The organism is Pseudomonas sp. GW821-FHT07B01 (assembly GCF_059419065.1).
This window is the reverse complement of sequence record NZ_JBWKRA010000015.1, coordinates 60,719-77,546: the sequence shown is the minus strand read 5'-3', so window position 1 is coordinate 77,546 and position 16,828 is coordinate 60,719. Positions and strand designations below refer to the sequence as shown.

The 16,828-nt window shown below is 59.9% G+C and carries 12 protein-coding genes and 1 pseudogene; 7 read left to right on the top strand and 6 right to left on the bottom strand.

What is annotated here, in order from left to right; translation table 11 throughout:
* Nucleotides 1–512: 512 nt before the first annotated feature.
* Nucleotides 513–1,793 carry an OprD family porin gene (locus tag AC07S6_RS17715; RefSeq protein WP_034128586.1) on the top strand — a complete coding sequence of 427 codons (1,281 nt, stop codon included), beginning with the start codon at nt 513–515 and terminating at the stop codon, nt 1,791–1,793.
* 182 nt (nt 1,794–1,975) lie between these two features.
* Here the strand turns inward: AC07S6_RS17715 and AC07S6_RS17710 are convergent, their stop codons facing one another.
* A complete protein-coding gene (locus tag AC07S6_RS17710) occupies nt 1,976–2,818 on the bottom strand; it encodes a mechanosensitive ion channel family protein (protein WP_014719720.1) in 843 nt (280 codons plus the stop codon).
* Between the two features lie 136 nt (nt 2,819–2,954).
* Nucleotides 2,955–3,440: a YajQ family cyclic di-GMP-binding protein gene (locus AC07S6_RS17705; protein ID WP_003193880.1), complete on the bottom strand. Its 486-nt coding sequence runs from the start codon at nt 3,438–3,440 to the stop codon at nt 2,955–2,957.
* Between the two features lie 123 nt (nt 3,441–3,563).
* Here AC07S6_RS17705 and AC07S6_RS17700 point away from each other — a divergent pair, with 123 nt between their 5' ends.
* Genes AC07S6_RS17700 through AC07S6_RS17690 form a run of 3 tightly spaced genes read left to right on the top strand, consistent with a single transcriptional unit; the run spans nt 3,564 to nt 7,146 of the window.
* The gene (locus AC07S6_RS17700) at nt 3,564–4,481 is read left to right on the top strand and encodes a putative 2-dehydropantoate 2-reductase (protein ID WP_495112699.1); all 918 of its coding nucleotides are present in this window, start codon (nt 3,564–3,566) and stop codon (nt 4,479–4,481) included.
* A 46-nt stretch (nt 4,482–4,527) separates the two neighbouring features.
* Nucleotides 4,528–6,543: a sensor histidine kinase gene (locus AC07S6_RS17695; protein ID WP_495112698.1), complete on the top strand. Its 2,016-nt coding sequence runs from the start codon at nt 4,528–4,530 to the stop codon at nt 6,541–6,543.
* A gap of 24 nt (nt 6,544–6,567) precedes the next feature.
* Nucleotides 6,568–7,146, top strand: coding sequence for a cob(I)yrinic acid a,c-diamide adenosyltransferase (locus tag AC07S6_RS17690; RefSeq protein WP_495112697.1), 579 nt, complete (start codon nt 6,568–6,570; stop codon nt 7,144–7,146).
* A 110-nt stretch (nt 7,147–7,256) separates the two neighbouring features.
* On the opposite strand, the gene AC07S6_RS17685 is transcribed toward AC07S6_RS17690, so the two are convergent.
* The 3 genes from AC07S6_RS17685 to secA form a co-directional block, all read right to left on the bottom strand.
* A complete protein-coding gene (locus tag AC07S6_RS17685; RefSeq protein ID WP_495112696.1) occupies nt 7,257–8,201 on the bottom strand; it encodes a Nudix family hydrolase in 945 nt (314 codons plus the stop codon).
* A 19-nt stretch (nt 8,202–8,220) separates the two neighbouring features.
* Nucleotides 8,221–9,438 (bottom strand): bifunctional glutamate N-acetyltransferase/amino-acid acetyltransferase ArgJ, encoded by a 1,218-nt coding sequence (gene argJ / locus AC07S6_RS17680; protein WP_014719725.1) that lies wholly within the window; start codon nt 9,436–9,438, stop codon nt 8,221–8,223.
* A gap of 124 nt (nt 9,439–9,562) precedes the next feature.
* Nucleotides 9,563–12,298 carry a preprotein translocase subunit SecA gene (gene secA / locus AC07S6_RS17675; protein WP_014719726.1) on the bottom strand — a complete coding sequence of 912 codons (2,736 nt, stop codon included), beginning with the start codon at nt 12,296–12,298 and terminating at the stop codon, nt 9,563–9,565.
* Nucleotides 12,299–12,604: 306 nt separating this feature from the next.
* On the opposite strand from secA, the gene AC07S6_RS17670 reads away from it, so the two are divergent.
* Complete coding sequence (locus tag AC07S6_RS17670) at nt 12,605–13,060, top strand: DUF721 domain-containing protein (RefSeq protein ID WP_034128591.1); 456 nt, start codon at nt 12,605–12,607, stop codon at nt 13,058–13,060.
* Between the two features lie 4 nt (nt 13,061–13,064).
* Here the strand turns inward: AC07S6_RS17670 and AC07S6_RS17665 are convergent, their stop codons facing one another.
* Entirely contained in the window at nt 13,065–14,543 is a 1,479-nt protein-coding gene (locus tag AC07S6_RS17665; RefSeq protein WP_495112695.1) for a helicase HerA-like domain-containing protein, read from the bottom strand.
* Between the two features lie 205 nt (nt 14,544–14,748).
* Between AC07S6_RS17665 and AC07S6_RS17660 the strand changes: the two are divergent.
* Both AC07S6_RS17660 and AC07S6_RS17655 read left to right on the top strand, forming a co-directional pair.
* A pseudogene (locus AC07S6_RS17660) lies at nt 14,749–15,780 on the top strand (HAMP domain-containing protein); the annotation flags it as partial.
* Nucleotides 15,781–15,873: 93 nt separating this feature from the next.
* The gene (locus tag AC07S6_RS17655) at nt 15,874–16,638 is read left to right on the top strand and encodes a methyl-accepting chemotaxis protein (protein ID WP_370694806.1); all 765 of its coding nucleotides are present in this window, start codon (nt 15,874–15,876) and stop codon (nt 16,636–16,638) included.
* Nucleotides 16,639–16,828 lie beyond the last annotated feature (190 nt).

Genomic DNA, 16,828 nt, shown 5'->3' with positions numbered 1-16,828 from the left:
TAACGTTTTACCCAGGTACAGGATTCAGGTACCACCGAACCGGGGTAACACCCTGGCGTCAAGCCCAACCCAAATGGCGTAAAACCCCCGTGCTTATGCGGTTTTTACAGGTTCATCACACTTTTCACGAAAAAATGACATTCGGTAAGTGGTTTGAGCACGCTTGTTGCATTCACCCCCATATCGTCGGCAACGACACCCGTTTGGACACAGGTGTTTCGCGATAAAAACAGTGGCGTTTCAATGTGTATCAGGGATGCGTTCAAACTTTGAAAGAAGTCTGAAAACAGCATTGAAGTTGTCAGCCTGGATACATTTCAGGCTGTGAATTTGCGACATGGATCTAGCGATTTACGACAGCCTCGTAAAGAAGCTGAAAGGATAATTGAGTAAGTATCGTCAATAGGGTCTGCGTGAGCTAACTTTGCGCCGACACAAAAAGAAAGAGCCGCCCAGATAAAAATACAGGTGGGACGGCAGTACTCTTCCTAAAACCAAAGGAGCAAATCACGATGCGCGTGATGAAGTGGAGCATGATCGCCCTGGCTGTTTCAGCAGGCACCTCGCAGTTCGCAATGGCGTCCGCCCAGGACGATTCCAAGGGCTTTGTTGAAGACAGCACGTTCAGCATCAATACTCGCGCGCTGTACTTCAGCCGTGACTTCCGTAACAACCCGTCGGGCCCAGGCTCCAAAAGCCGTGCTGAAGAAACCGGCCTGGGCTTCAATGCCCTCTACGAGTCTGGCTTCACCCAGGGCACCATTGGTGTCGGTGTGGACGTGATCGGCCTGATGGGCGTCAAGCTCGACAGCGGCAAGGGCCGCGCCGGCACCGGCCTGTTCCCAACCGGTTCCGACGGTCGCTCGCAAGATGACTATTCCAAAGGCGGCGGCGCGGTGAAGTTCCGCATCTCCAACACTGTGCTGAAAGTCGGTGACCAATACACCACAGCCCCAGTGTTTGCCTCCGACGACAGCCGCCTGCTGCCAGAGCTGCCGCAAGGTATCTCCATCACCAGCAACGAAATCAAGGGCCTGAAGCTTGAAGGCGGTCACTTCACTTCCAGCGTCGCGCAGAACCAGACCTACCACGACAGCCTGGGCCTGACCAAAACCGACTTTGTCGGTGGCGTGTATGCCTTCACTCCAGAAGTCACCGGCAGCCTGTACTACGCGAAAACCGAAGATTACTTCCGCAAGTACTACAGCAACCTGAACTGGACCCACGCCCTGAGCGATGATCAGTCGTTCGCCCTGGACTTCAACATCTACGACACCAAGAGCGACGGCGCCGGCCTGCAACGCGCAGAGAAAGATGGCGTGACCAAGCTCGACAACCGCGCCTTCAGCTTGCAGGGCGCGTACACCATCGGTGCTCACACCTTCACCCTGGCAGCGCAGAAAGTCACCGGTGACGGCGACTACGGTTACGGCGTAGACGGCGGCGGCACTGTGTTCCTGGCCAACTCTATCGCCCGTTCCGACTTCAACGCCGAAGGCGAAAAGTCCTACCAGGCGCGTTATGACATCAACATGGCAACCTTCGGCATTCCGGGCCTGAGCTTCATGACCCGTTATGTAACCGGTAGCGGCGCCAATACGGGCACCACCTCGAATGGCAAAGAGTGGGAACGCGACATCGAAGCCAAGTACGTGATCCAGAGCGGCCCGGCGAAAGACCTGAGCCTGCGTCTGCGTCAAGCGACTTACCGTTCCGGTGATGGCGTGTACTACGGTTCGCCGTCGATCGACGAGCTGCGTCTGATCGCCAACTACCCGCTGAACATCTTGTAATTGCCGGTTCAATTACAACGATGACTTGAGGCCTCGGCCTTAAACAAAAAGCCGCTCCTCTGTTTAAACAGGGAGCGGCTTTTTTATTGCAGTTTTATTTCAACCAGCAAAACAACTAGCAAGCTAAGTAACTAGTTTTTCAAAGCTGACCTTTCGGCCAACTTCGATAGCATCACGCCAAGTTACTTCGGCGCACTTTCCTGCATCACCCGAATAACCCGTTGCGGAAAAGGAATATCAATCCCGGCCGCTTTCAAACGGTCACGCGCCAGTTCATTGAGCATAAACATCACGTCCCAATAATCCGGGGTGTTGGTCCAGCAACGCAGGGAGACGGTGATGGAACTGTCGCCCAAGGTCGACACCACCGCCACGGCGGCAGGGTCCTTCAGTACACGCGGGTCTTCAGCCAAAGCCAGCAGCACTTCACGGGCCTTCTGCAGGTCCGCCTCATAGTCCACACCCACGTCAAACACAACCTTGCGGGTCGGCTGGCGGTTGGTGTTGGTGATAAGGCCGTTGGACAGGCTGCCGTTGGGAATGATCACCGTCTTGTTGTCGCCGGTGCGCAGCACCGTGTGGAAGATCTGGATGCTGTCGACGGTACCCGAGGTACCCTGGGCTTCGATCCAGTCACCGATACGGAACGGGCGGAACAACAGAATCAACACGCCGCCGGCAAAGTTCGCCAGGCTGCCTTGCAAGGCCAGGCCGATAGCCAGGGTAGCGGCACCGATCGCCGCAACGAACGAGGTGGTGGCCACACCGATCATCGAGGCCACGTTGACCACCAGCATGACTTTGAGCGCGATGTTCGCAAGGCTGGTGATGAAGTGTTGCAGTGCCAAGTCTGCGTTACGCATGGCCAGCAGACGGCCCACGCGGTGAGTCAAGACGTTGATCAGCCACCAGCCGATGGCCAGGGTGACCAACGCCAGCAATACGCGGCTGCCGTATTCCATGATCATGGGGAGCCAAGACTGGGAGGTCTTGATCAGGTGATCCATTTCAGCGTTCAAATCCATCTACTTTCTCCTGTTGTGCGGCGATAAGGCTGTATTGACTGCCTGAAAACGCAATTGAGCCCCGAAGGGCTCAATTGTAGGCACTGATGCTGGGGCGTGGGACGTCAAAAGTGCCCACAGGTTCCCCAAAGTGCCATCAGTCGCGGAAGTTATTGAACTGCAGCGGCATGTCAAATGTCTTGGCGCGCAGGGCCGCGATAGCCTCTTGCAGGTCATCACGCTTCTTGCCGGTGACGCGAACCTGCTCGCCCTGGATGGCGGCCTGGACTTTGAGCTTGGCGTCCTTGATATGCGCCACGATCTTCTTGGCCAGCTCTTTGTCGATGCCTTCCTTGAGCACGGCTTCCTGCTTCATCAGTTTACCTGAGGCGTAGGCGTCCTTGACCTCCAGGCACTGCACGTCGATCTTGCGCTTGACCAGGGCCAGCTTGAGGATCTCGATCATCGCTTCCAGCTGGAAATCGGCTTCAGCGGTCAGGTTGACGGTCAGTTCCTTTTCCTTGAATTCGAAGCTGCCCTTGCCTTTCAAGTCATAGCGACGGTCCAGTTCCTTGACGGCGTTCTCGACGGCGTTGGTGACTTCGTGTTTGTCCAGTTCAGATACCACGTCGAACGAAGGCATGTGATTTCTCCAATATAAGGGGCGGGCTCAGTAGAGATGGAGCGCGCCCGAGCTAAAATGCCGGGGCATTATAGCGGTTCTTTCGCGCCGTTCACCGCTGGCGACCTTATGGAGTACACACTGATGTCGACCCCCTGGCATATTCTTGGCGCTGGCAGCCTGGGCACCCTCTGGGCCACGCGGCTGGCGCGCGCGGGGGTGCCCGTCAGGCTGATCCTGCGCAATGAGGCGCGCCTGGCCGACTATCGAGCCGGCCAAGGGCTGACCCTGGTCGAGCAGGGTGTGGAACAGACTTACCCGGTAGTCGGTGAAACGCCTGGCAGCCCGGAGCCGATTCATCGCCTGCTGGTCGCGTGCAAAGCCTACGATGCTCAAAGCGCTATCGCCCAGTTGCACCCTAGACTTGCGCCCGACGCCGAACTGATCCTGCTGCAAAACGGCCTTGGCAGCCAGGACGCAGTGGCTGCACAAGTGCCGTTGGCCCGCTGCATCTATGCCTCAAGTACCGAAGGCGCGTTTCGCGAAGGCGACTGGCGGGTGGTATTTGCCGGCCATGGTTACACCTGGCTGGGGGATGCGGGCCACCCCACGCCACCGCTGTGGCTGGACGACCTGCAAGCGGCCGGCATTCCCCACGATTGGGCCAGTGATATCCTCACGCGCCTGTGGCGCAAGCTGGCGCTCAATTGCGCCATCAACCCGCTGACCGTGCTTTACCAGTGCCGCAACGGCGGTTTGCAAGCCCACGCGTGTGAAGTGGCAACCTTGTGCGCTGAATTGGCCGAGCTGCTGGAATGCTGCGGCCAGCCTGCTGCCGCACAGGACCTGCACAGCGAAGTGCAGCGGGTGATCCAGGCCACGGCGGCCAATTACTCGTCCATGCACCAGGACGTGGCCAACCACCGACGTACCGAGATCAGCTACCTGCTGGGCTATGCCTGCCAGGCGGCGGCCCGCCATCAATTGGTGTTGCCGCACCTGCAACAGTTGCAAGCGCGCCTGGTCGAATATCTGCGCGCACGCGGATTGGCCAGCGACTGAGGCACGCGCTACCCTGCCTACCTGTCTATCACCTGGGAAACCCCTGATGCCATTGCGCCAGCGTCTTGAAAATCTACCGGTAGGGCAGAAACTGCTGGCGGCCCTGCTGGTGTTGTTGACCACCGTATTGCTGGTGGCCAACCTGACGTTTATCAGCGCCGCCTACTGGATCTCCCAGGAAAGCATGGCCCCCCAGGCCTTGCAGTCCATTGGTCGACTGGTGTCCAACCCCGCGCTTGCCGCCGAGGCTCTTGAGTCTCCGACCAAGGCCGAGGCGCTGCTCAATGAGCTGACCAGCTATTCACCGTTGCGCGCCGCCGCTTTGTACGATGGCGAAGGCAACCGCCTGGCGCAGATGCAGCACGGCGACCGCCTGCACCTGCCGGACCACTACCGGCATATCGAAGCGTGGCGCCTCACTGAATTTCGAAGTAACCAGGTCATCACCCTGCCCCGTGGTACTCAGCCTTCGGGGCATTTGTTGCTGGTGGCCAGCAGTGAGCTGCCGGTGGCGTTCTATACCGGCACGCTGACCGCCAGCCTGGGCATCCTGATTTTCAGTGTGTTGTTGTGGCTGGTCATCGCCCGGCAGATCAAACGCCTGATCACACGGCCAATTCATGAACTTGAAGAACTGTCCCGCCAGGTGACCCGCGAGGAGAACTACGCTTTACGCGCCGGGCGTGGCAACCGTGATGAAATCGGCAGCCTGGCCGAAGCGTTCAACACCATGTTGTCGCGCATCGAAGCCCGCGAGCAGCAACTCAAACGCGCGCGCGACGACTCCCAGGCCGCGTATGACCAGGCCCAGGGTTTGGCCGAAGAAACCCGGCATACCAACCGCAAGCTGGAACTGGAGGTCCAGGTACGCAGCAAGATCGAGAAAAAGCTCACGGGCTTCCAGAACTACCTGAACAGCATCATTGACTCGATGCCCTCGGCGCTGATCGCCCTGGACGAACAACTCTATGTCACCCAGTGGAACCAGGAAGCTACCGCCCTCTCCGGTACGCGTCTGGACGAAGCCCTGAACCAGCCGGTGTTCCTGGCCTTCCAGCCGCTCAAGCCGTACCTGCCACAGATCAAGGCCACCGTGGAGCAGCACACAGTGGAGCGGATAGAACGGGTCACCTGGATCAAGGACGACGAGCCCAAGCATTATGCGCTGACGTTCTACCCGTTGATGGGCGGCGCCGGGCGCGGTGTGGTGATCCGAATCGACGACATCACCCAGCGCCTGTCCCTGGAAGAAATGATGGTGCAATCGGAAAAAATGCTCTCCGTGGGCGGCCTGGCCGCAGGTATGGCCCATGAGATCAACAACCCGTTGGGCGCGATCCTGCATAACGTGCAGAACATTCGGCGGCGCCTGTCCCCCGAGCTGCCCAAGAACCTTGAACTTGCCGAACAGGTGGGCATCGAGCTGGAGACGGTCAACCGATACCTGCAAGGCCGCGAAGTCCCGCAACTGCTCGACGGCATTCAGCAGGCCGGGGCGCGTGCCGCGAAAATCGTTACCCACATGCTCAGCTTCAGCCGCCGCAGCAATCGCCAGATGGCGCCCTGTGATTTGCCAGCGCTGATCGACCAGGCCGTGGACATCGCCGGTAACGACTTTGACCTGACCATCGGTTTCGATTTCAAGGGCCAGGCGATCATCCGCCAGTTCGATCCGCAACTGGGCCCGGTGCCCGGCACCGCCAACGAGCTGGAGCAAGTGCTGCTCAACTTGCTGAAAAACGCTGCCCAGGCGATTCACCTGCGCGAGGACGACAGCGAGCCGGGGCGCATCATCCTGCGCACCCGCCTCAACCCGCCGTGGGCGGAAATCCAGGTGGAAGACAACGGCATCGGCATGAGCGAAAACGTGCGCAAACGCACGTTCGAACCGTTCTTTACCACCAAGGAAATCGGCCAAGGTACCGGGCTTGGGCTGTCAGTGTCGTATTTCATCATCACCAACAACCACAAGGGCCAGATGGAAGTGCATTCCACCCTGGGCCAGGGCACCTGCTTTACCTTGCGCCTGCCTTTGGCCGGCAGCCAATTGCCCCCCCACTGAACTTACCCAACTGGAGCACTGACCATGGGCTTTCGCCTGTCGAAGATCTACACCCGTACCGGCGACAAAGGCGAGACCGGCCTCGGCGACGGCCGCCGCGTGCCCAAGGACCATCCACGCGTGGAAGCGATTGGCGAGGTGGATACGCTGAACAGCCAACTTGGCCTGCTGCTGGCCAACCTTGAAGAACAAAGTGGCAAGCACCCGGCGTTGAAGGATGTGATTGAGGTGCTCACACCTTGCCAGCACCGTCTGTTCGACTTGGGCGGTGAGCTGGCCATGCCGGTGTACAAGGCATTGAACGCCGCAGAAGTGGATCGGCTGGAAGCGGCGATTGACCGCTGGAATGAGGAGGTTGGGCCGCTGGAGAACTTCATCCTGCCTGGCGGTTCAGCGTTGATCGCTCAAGCCCATGTGTGCCGCAGCCAGGCGCGCAGCGCCGAACGCCGTTGTCAGCACCTGAATGCGGTGGAACCGTTGGAGGGTGTGGGGTTGGCGTACATCAATCGGTTGTCGGATTTGCTCTTTGTGGCGGCAAGGGTGATTGCCAAACGCCAAGGTGTTGCGGAAGTGTTGTGGCAGGCGGCGGCCAAGCCACACTGACCTGATCGTTCCCACGCTCTGCGTGGGAATGTATCAAGGGACGCTCCGCGTCCAAAACGTGACGCAGAGCGTCACAGGAGGCATTCCCACGCAGAGCGTGGGAATGATCATCACACCTGCGGCCAGAACGCTCGAATACCTGCCACACCTTGCGCACCAGCCTCCCAGGCCTGCTCCCGCTGCGCCGGCCCAACCCCGCCCAACAGAAACACCGGCTTGCTGAACCCGGCGATCAACTGCTGCGCCTGCTCCCACCCCAACGGCTGGGCATCCGGATGGGTCTGGGTCGGCTGCACCGGCGACAGGGTGACGAAATCCACGTCCATCATTTCTGCCAGGGCCAGCTCTTCAGCGTTGTGGCACGAAGCCGCCAGCCAACGGTCTTTGGGCAGTGGGCGACCCTTACTGGCGTATTTGCGCAACTGCACCGAGGTCATATGCCAGCCGGCAGCGGGGAAATCCCCCAGCCACTCGAACGGCCCCTTGAGCATCAATTGCGCCTTGCCGGCACACAGGCCCACCGCATCTACCGCCAGGTCACGGTATTTGGGGTCATAGCCGTTGGGCGCACGCAGTTGAACCAGCTTGATGCCACCGGCAATAGCCTTCTGGATACCGCGCAACAGCGTCGGGGTTTCCAGCTCGCCAGGGGTGATCAGATATTCGGCGGGCAAGCGTGCCGCGGCGACAATCGGCGCATTCGCCGCCGGGAATTCATAGTTGACCAGGTCCCGCGGTGCCACCCACGCCAACGGCTGCCCTTCAGCGCCATGGGGCTCGCCGGTAAAAGCCGAGACTTCCCAGACATCCAGCAATACCTGCTTGTCCGGATAGTCATGTTGCACCTTGATCAGCGGCCGCGCCGTAGTGACCTGGATGCCCAGCTCTTCCTGCAATTCACGGGACAAAGCCGTGGCAACCGACTCATCAGCCTCCACCTTGCCGCCGGGAAATTCCCAGAGGCCGCCTTGATGCTGAGTATCGGCACGGCGCGCCAGCAGGATCCTGCCATCGACACCGCGGATCACCGCTGCTGCTACATGTACTCGTTTCACCGCCAGTTTCCTCTTGGTATCAGGTACGGTATTCCGCGTTGATCTTCACGTACTCGTGGGACAGGTCGGTGGTCCAGATGGTTTCGCTGCAGTCACCACGACCCAGTTCGATACGGATGGTGATTTCTTCCTGCTGCATCACCGCCGAGCCCTGGGCTTCGGTGTAGGTTTCGGCGCGGGCGCCACGGCTGGCGATGCACACGTCACCCAGGAACACGTCGATCTTGCTCACGTCCAGGTCCGGCACGCCAGCACGGCCGACGGCCGCGAGGATACGGCCCCAGTTCGGGTCCGAAGCAAACAGCGCGGTCTTGATCAGCGGCGAGTGCGCCACGGTGTAGCCCACATCCAGGCATTCCTGATGGTTGCCGCCACCGTTGACTTCAACCGTGACGAACTTGGTCGCGCCCTCGCCGTCACGCACGATGGCCTGGGCCACGTCCATGCACACTTCAAACACTGCCTGTTTCAACGCCGCGAACAATGGACCTTCGGTGGAGGTGATTTCCGGCAGGTTGGCCTGGCCGGTGGCGATCAGCATGCAGCAGTCGTTGGTGGAGGTGTCACCGTCGATGGTGATGCGATTGAACGACTTGTTGGCGCCGTCCAGCATCAGGCGTTGCAGCACATCACGGGAAACTTTGGCGTCGGTGGCGATATAGCCGAGCATGGTGGCCATGTTCGGGCGGATCATGCCTGCGCCTTTGCTGATACCGGTGACGGTGATGGTCACGCCCTCATACACGAACTGGCGGCTCGCGCCTTTGGGCAAGGTGTCGGTGGTCATGATGCCAGTGGCCGCAGCCGCCCAGTTATCCACAGACAGATCATCGAGCGCGGCTTGCAGGGCGCCTTCGATTTTTTCCACCGGCAGCGGCTCACCGATCACACCGGTGGAGTACGGCAGCACCTGGCTGGCATCGACGCCGGTCAACTGGGCCAGCTTGGCGCAGGTGCGCGCCGCCGCCACCAGGCCGGGCTCGCCGGTGCCCGCGTTGGCGTTGCCGGTATTGGTCAGCAGGTAGCGAATCGACCCGGCCACGCGCTGCTTGGCCAGAATCACCGGCGCGGCGCAGAAGGCATTGAGGGTGAACACGCCCGCCACGGTCGAGCCTTCCGCACAACGCATCACCACCACATCCTTGCGCCCCGGGCGCTTGATGCCCGCCGAAGCGATACCGAGTTCAAAACCGGCAACCGGGTGCAACGTGGGCAAAGGACCAAGACCAACAGCCATGAATGCGCTCCTCAAAAATAGGTGATGTCTGTGCCGTCGCTATCGACGGTGGGAATTAATGGCAAAACGCCGCGACGGCAAAGGCCGGTCGCGGCGCGGGGTGTTGCAGCGTCAGGCGAAAATCTTATTCGATCTGGCCGTGGCAGTGTTTGAATTTCTTGCCCGAACCGCAGTAGCACAGCTCGTTGCGGCCCAGCTTCTGGTCATTGCGAACCGGGGTCTGGGCCAGGGCCACATCGACCTCTTCACCCAATGCTTCAGGCTCATCCAGGCCCGGCGCTTCGTCATGCTGGAACTGCATGCGCGCCGCCAGTGCTTCGGCTTCCTGACGCAGGCGTGCTTCTTCCTCGATCGGGTCTTCGCGACGCACCTGAACGTGGGACAGCACGCGGATCGAATCGCGCTTGATCGAATCCAGCAATTCGGAGAACAGCGTGAACGACTCGCGCTTGTACTCCTGCTTCGGGTTCTTCTGGGCGTAGCCACGCAGGTGGATACCGTGGCGCAGGTGGTCCATGGTCGACAGGTGGTCTTTCCACAGGTCATCCAGCACGCGCAATACGATCTGTTTCTCGAAGGTGCGCAGTGCTTCGGCACTCGCTTGCTCTTCTTTCTCGTTGTACGCCGCCAGCAGCTCGGCCATCAGTTTTTCGCGCAGGGTTTCTTCGTAGAGGTGGTCGTCTTCGTCCAGCCATTGCTGAACCGGCAAGTCCACACCGAAGTCGCTCTTCAATGCCGCTTCCAGGCCGGCAACATCCCACTGCTCAGGCAACGATTGTGGCGGAATATGGGCGCTGACAGTGGCGTTGAGCACGTCCTGACGGAAATCCGCGATGGTCTCGCCAATGTTGTCGGCGGCCAGCAACGTGTTACGCATGTGATAAATCACTTTACGCTGTTCGTTGTTGACGTCGTCGAACTCGAGCAGTTGCTTGCGAATGTCGAAGTTACGGCCTTCTACTTTGCGCTGGGCCTTCTCGATGGCGTTGGTCACCATGCGGTGCTCGATCGCCTCACCGGACTGCATGCCCAGGGCTTTCATGAAGTTCTTCACCCGGTCCGATGCGAAGATACGCATCAGGCTGTCTTCCAGCGACAGGTAGAAACGGCTGGAACCGGCATCACCCTGGCGGCCGGCACGGCCACGCAGCTGGTTGTCGATACGACGCGATTCGTGACGCTCGGACGCGATCACCTGCAAGCCACCGGATTCCAGCACAGCCTGGTGACGCTTCTGCCAGTCGGCCTTGATCTGGGCGATCTGCTCAGGCGTCGGGTTGTCGAGCGAGGCCACTTCCACTTCCCAGTTGCCGCCCAACAGGATGTCGGTACCACGACCGGCCATGTTGGTGGCGATGGTCAATGCGCCTGGGCGACCGGCCTGGGCAATGATCTCGGCTTCTTTTTCGTGGAACTTGGCGTTCAGTACCTTGTGCTCGATGCCTTCCTTGTTGAGCAGGTTGGACACGTGCTCGGAGGTCTCGATGGTGGCGGTACCCACCAGGATCGGACGGCCCTTGGCCATACCGTCCTTGATGTCGTTGATGATCGCCGCGTATTTCTCTTCGGCGGTCAGGAACACCAGGTCGTTGTAGTCTTTACGCGCCAACGGTTTGTTCGGCGGAATGACCATCACGGCCAGGTTGTAGATCTGGTGGAATTCGAACGCTTCGGTGTCGGCCGTACCGGTCATGCCGGACAGCTTGTTGTACAGACGGAAGTAGTTCTGGAAGGTGGTGGACGCCAACGTCTGGCTTTCGGCCTGGATGTTGAGGTGTTCCTTGGCTTCGATGGCCTGGTGCAGGCCTTCGGACAGACGACGACCGGGCATGGTACGACCGGTGTGCTCGTCAACCAGTACCACCTGGCCGTCCTGCACGATGTATTCGACGTTGCGATGGAACAGCTTGTGGGCGCGCAGGCCAGCGTACACGTGGGTCAACAGGCCCAGGTTGTGCGCCGAGTACAGGCTTTCGCCTTCGGCCAGTTCGCCGATCTGGGTCAGCATTTCTTCGACAAACTGGTGACCGGCTTCGTTGAGTTCGACCTGGCGGGTCTTCTCGTCGATGGTGAAGTGACCTTCTTTGGTCACCACGCCTTCCACTTCCTCGATGTGCTGCTCAAGACGCGGGATCAACTTGTTGATCTCGGTGTACAGGCGCGAGCTGTCTTCGGCCTGGCCGGAGATGATCAGCGGGGTACGGGCTTCGTCGATGAGGATGGAGTCGACTTCGTCGATCACGGCAAAGTTGAGTTCACGCTGGAATTTTTCATCCATGCTGAACGCCATGTTGTCGCGCAGGTAGTCGAAACCGAATTCGTTGTTGGTGCCATAGGTGATGTCGCAGGCGTACGCGGCGCGCTTCTCTTCCGGCGGCTGGAACGGCGTTACCACGCCGACGGTCAGGCCGAGGAATTCATACAGCGGGCGCATCCAGTTGGCGTCCCGGCGAGCCAGGTAGTCGTTCACCGTCACAACGTGCACGCCCTTGCCGGACAGTGCGTTGAGGTAAACGCCCAGGGTTGCCACCAGGGTCTTGCCTTCACCGGTGCGCATTTCGGCAATCATGCCTTCATGCAAGGTCATGCCGCCGATCAACTGGACGTCGAAGTGGCGCATGCCCATGACGCGCTTACCGGCTTCACGGGCAACCGCGAAGGCTTCGGGCAGCAGCTTGTCGAGGGTTTCACCTTTGGCTATGCGGGCCTTGAACTCTTGGGTCTTGGCGCGCAATTGCTCGTCCGACAGAGCAACCATCTGCTCTTCGAAGGCATTGACCAGCTGCACCGTCTTGAGCATGCGTTTGACTTCGCGCTCATTCTTGCTTCCAAAAAGTTTCTTTAACAAAGGCGCAAACATATCGGCAGGTTCTTCCACACATAGGGATGGAGGGCGCACCGTGAGTGGCCCGAGCAGCCCTCACGGCCGCATTGCGAACGCGCATTCTACCCGGAATCGTGGGTGAGGAAAGTGGCGTTGTTCCCTGAGACAGGCACGGCATAGTGAGAGGGCATGTTTAAAATAAGGGCTTTTGCTGGAACTTCAACCCACTAGGCGCAGAAGTTACTTATTGATTTGACGGAGAAAGCCCTGCCGACGCAGAGCCTCGGGGCATACAGGCGCTTTCTGCTAAGATAGCCGCTCTGTTACCTAAGGTGTCTAAACATGGCATTTCGCCCTCTCACAGCCCGCGCCCCCGGCGCGTTGCTCCGCGAAGCCAAACCGCTGAAAGCTATCTTCGGCCAGGCGCAACGCTTGGGCCATCTGCAACGCCTGCTGGAAAGCCAACTGCAGCCGGCCGCCCGGGAACATTGTCACGTCGCCTCCTGGCGTGAAGGCAACCTGCTATTAATTGTCACCGATGGGCATTGGGCCACCCGCTTGCGCTACCAACAGAAGCGCTTGCAGCGCCAGTTGATGGCGTTCGACGAATTTGCCAATTTGACGCGCATTCAGTTCAAGGTACAGCCACCCACCGTGCCGCAAGGCGCAGTGGGGCATACCATGGACCTGTCGGAAACGGCCGCCGAAACCCTTCAGGCCACTGCTGAAGGGATCAACGACCCGGGCTTGCGCGCTGCCCTGGAACGGCTGGCCGCCCATGCCCGGCCCAAAGCCTGAAGCGCTATTTGCGTTTGCTGCCGCCCAGCAACGAACCCAGCAACCCCCGCACCAACTGGCGCCCCATCTGATTGGCGGCCTGCTGCATGGCTGATTTCAACGCCTTGCCCGCCGTGGTCCCCAGGAATGCACCCGCCTTGTCGGTGAAGCTCGGCTCTTCGGCGGCCGGAGCAGCCTGCTCAGCAGGCCCAAGCTCCTTGCGGGCCATCAGCACCTCATAGGCAGACTCACGATCCACCGGCTTGTCATAGCGCCCCAACAGCGGCGAACTGGCAACCAACGCTTTACGTTCGGCTTCGGTGAGCGGCCCGATCCGCGATTGCGGGGGAGCAACCAGTACGCGCTGGACGACTTCCGGCGTGCCCTTTTCCTGCAAGGTTCCCACCAATGCCTCACCGGTGCCCAACTCTGTAAGCACTGACAAGGTATCGAACGTCGGGTTGGGCCGAAAACCGTCCGCAACCGCTCGCAGGGATTTCTGCTCTTTGGCGGTGAATGCGCGCAAACCGTGCTGGATGCGCAGGCCCAGTTGCGCCAGCACCGTATCCGGCAGGTCGCTCGGCGACTGGGTGACGAAGTACACGCCAACCCCTTTGGAACGGATCAGGCGCACCACTTGCTCCAGACGCTCCTGCAAGGCTTTTGGCGTATCGGCGAACAACAAGTGCGCTTCATCGAAAAACAACGCCAGCAACGGTTTGTCGGCATCGCCGCGTTCCGGCAATTGTTCAAACAACTCTGCCAGCAGCCACAATAGGAAGGTCGCGTAGACCTTCGGCGCTTCATGCACCAAGCGGCTGGCGTCCAGCAGGTGGATGCGCCCACGCCCATCACTGGCGGGCTGCAAAATATCCTCCAGTTGCAGGGCCGGCTCGCCAAACAGGGCTTCGGCGCCCTGCTGCTCCAGCACTGCCAAACGCCGCAACAAGGCCTGGCTGGAACCGGTGGTCATCAAGGCGGCGTCTTCGCCCAGCAGTTCCGGGTGATAGCGCAGGTGATTGAGCAGTGCCTTGAGGTCCTTGAGGTCCAGCAGCAACAGGCCTTCGCGGTCGGCTACTTTGAACGCCGCATAGAGCGCCGATTGCTGGCTGTCGGTGAGTTCCAACAGGCTGCCGAGCAAGAGCGGGCCCATTTCACTGATGGTGGTGCGCAACGGATGACCGGATTGGCCGTGGATATCCCACAGGGTGACCGGGTACGCCTGGGCCGTGTAATTAAGGAAGGGCATACCGGCGATGCGCTCGGCCACTTTGCCCTGGGGGTTGGCGGCGGCGCCCAGGCCGCAGAGGTCGCCTTTGATGTCGGCAGCGAACACCGCCACACCCGCATCACTGAAGGCTTCCGCCAGGCGCTGCAAGGTGACGGTCTTGCCGGTGCCGGTGGCGCCGGCGATCAACCCATGACGGTTGGCCAGGCGCATGGACTGGGCGATGGGCTGGCCGTCAAGGCCTGCACCGATAAGCAGTTGTGTGGAGTCAGGCATTTCGTCACCTATGGTTAATCTTTAGTGCCGCGAGGTCGATATAGACGGATGTAAGCCCGACAAAGACTAAAAAACGGTCAGATAATTCCGATACGGACCAACGGAGCTATCACCAGAAATACCACACCTTTTTTAACGCTGCCATTTCGCGCCTCCCGCATTGGATGCGCCTCGGATATTAAGACCTTAGCGGACCCTTCAAGCCATGAACAAAAATCTGCGCTTCAGCCACAAGATCCTGCTTGCAGCCTCCCTTATCGTCATCGCCGCCTTTGCGTTGTTTACCCTCTACAACGACTATCTGCAGCGCAACGCGATTCGCGACGACCTCAACAACTATCTGCACGAGATGGGCGACGTTACCGCCAGCAACATCCAGACCTGGCTCACCGGACGTATCGCCCTGGTGGAAAACGCCGCACAGAACATCGCCATCAACCCTGAACAAAGCGTGGTCGCCAGCCTGCTGGAACAGAAAGCGCTGACCTCGTCATTCATGGCCACCTACGTCGGTGACAGCCAGGGCACCTTCACCATTCGTCCTGACACCAAGATGCCCGACGGCTTCGATCCGCGTGTTCGCCCCTGGTACAAGGGCGCCCAGGCCAGCAACGGTTCAACCCTGACCGAACCCTATATCGACGCGGCGACCGGGCAACTGATCATTTCTGTCGCCACGCCCAGCGCCAAGGGTGGCCAGAGCATCGGCGTAGTCGGCGGCGACCTGAGCCTGCAGACCCTGGTGGACAACATCGGCGCGCTGGATTTTGGCGGCATGGGTTATGCGTTCCTGGTCAGCGCCGACGGCAAAGTGCTGGTGCACCCGGATAAAGCCCTGGTGATGAAGACCCTGGCGGACGTTTATCCAAAAGACACGCCGAAGATCAGCGGCGACTTCAGCGAAGTGCAAGCCAACGGCAAGACCAATATCGTGACGTTCACACCGATCAAGGGCCTGCCCTCGGTAAACTGGTACCTGGGCGTTTCGGTGGATAAAGACAAGTCTTTCGCCATGCTCAGTGAGTTTCGCACCTCGGCGGTGATCGCCACGATCATCGCGGTGGTGATCATCATCGCCCTGCTCGGCATGCTGATCCGCGTCTTGCTGCAACCTTTGCACCTGATGACCCGAGCCATGCAGGACATTGCCGACGGTGAAGGCGACCTGACCCGCCGCCTGACCATCCAGAACAATGATGAATTCGGCACCCTGGGCAATGCTTTCAACCGCTTCGTCGAGCGCATTCATACCTCGATTCGCGAAGTGTCTTCAGCCACCGAGCACGTCAATGAAGTGGCCCTGCGGGTGGTCAGCGCCTCCAACTCGTCGATGGTCAACTCCGACGAACAGGCCAACCGCACTAACAGCGTCGCCGCCGCCATCAACCAACTGGGGGCCGCGGCCCAGGAGATCGCACGCAACGCCGCCCAAGCCTCCAGTCAGGCCAGCGATGCCAGGCACTTGGCCGAAGACGGCCAGCAGGTGGTTGAACGCAATATCAAGGCGATGACGCAGTTATCCAGCATGATCAGCACCTCAAGCACCAATATCGAAGCACTTAACAGCAAAACGGTGAATATTGGCCAGATCCTTGAAGTGATCACCAGCATTTCCCAGCAAACTAATCTGCTGGCGCTCAATGCGGCGATCGAAGCGGCGCGCGCCGGGGAAGCCGGGCGTGGCTTTGCGGTCGTGGCCGATGAAGTGCGCAACCTCGCTCATCGCACTCAGGAGTCGGCGCAACAGGTGCAGACGATGATCGAAGAGCTACAGGTGGGTGCCCGGGACTCGGTGACTACCATGAGCGAAAGCCAACGCCACAGCCTGGACAGCGTGGAAATCGCCAACCTGGCAGGCGAGCGCCTGAACAGCGTGACCCAGCGCATTGGCGAGATCGACGGCATGAACCAGTCGGTCGCCACCGCCACTGAAGAACAGACCTCGGTGGTGGAGTCGATCAATATGGACATCACCGAGATCAACACCCTCAACCAGGAAGGGGTGGAAAACCTGCAATCGACCCTGCGCGCCTGCTCGGACCTGGAACAACAGGCCTCGCGCTTGAAGCAATTGGTGGGCAGCTTCCGGATCTGAGGGGCAATACCGACCATTACAGCGAACGCAATGCGATCCAATGTGGGAGCGGGCTTGCTCGCGAAAGCAGTCTATCAGTTGAAGATGTACTGACTGATTCACCGCTTTCGCGAGCAAGCCCGCTCCCACAGGGGACCTGCGCTTAACCGAATGGCATAAGGACAAGCCCTCTCCCACACCAATCCCAATC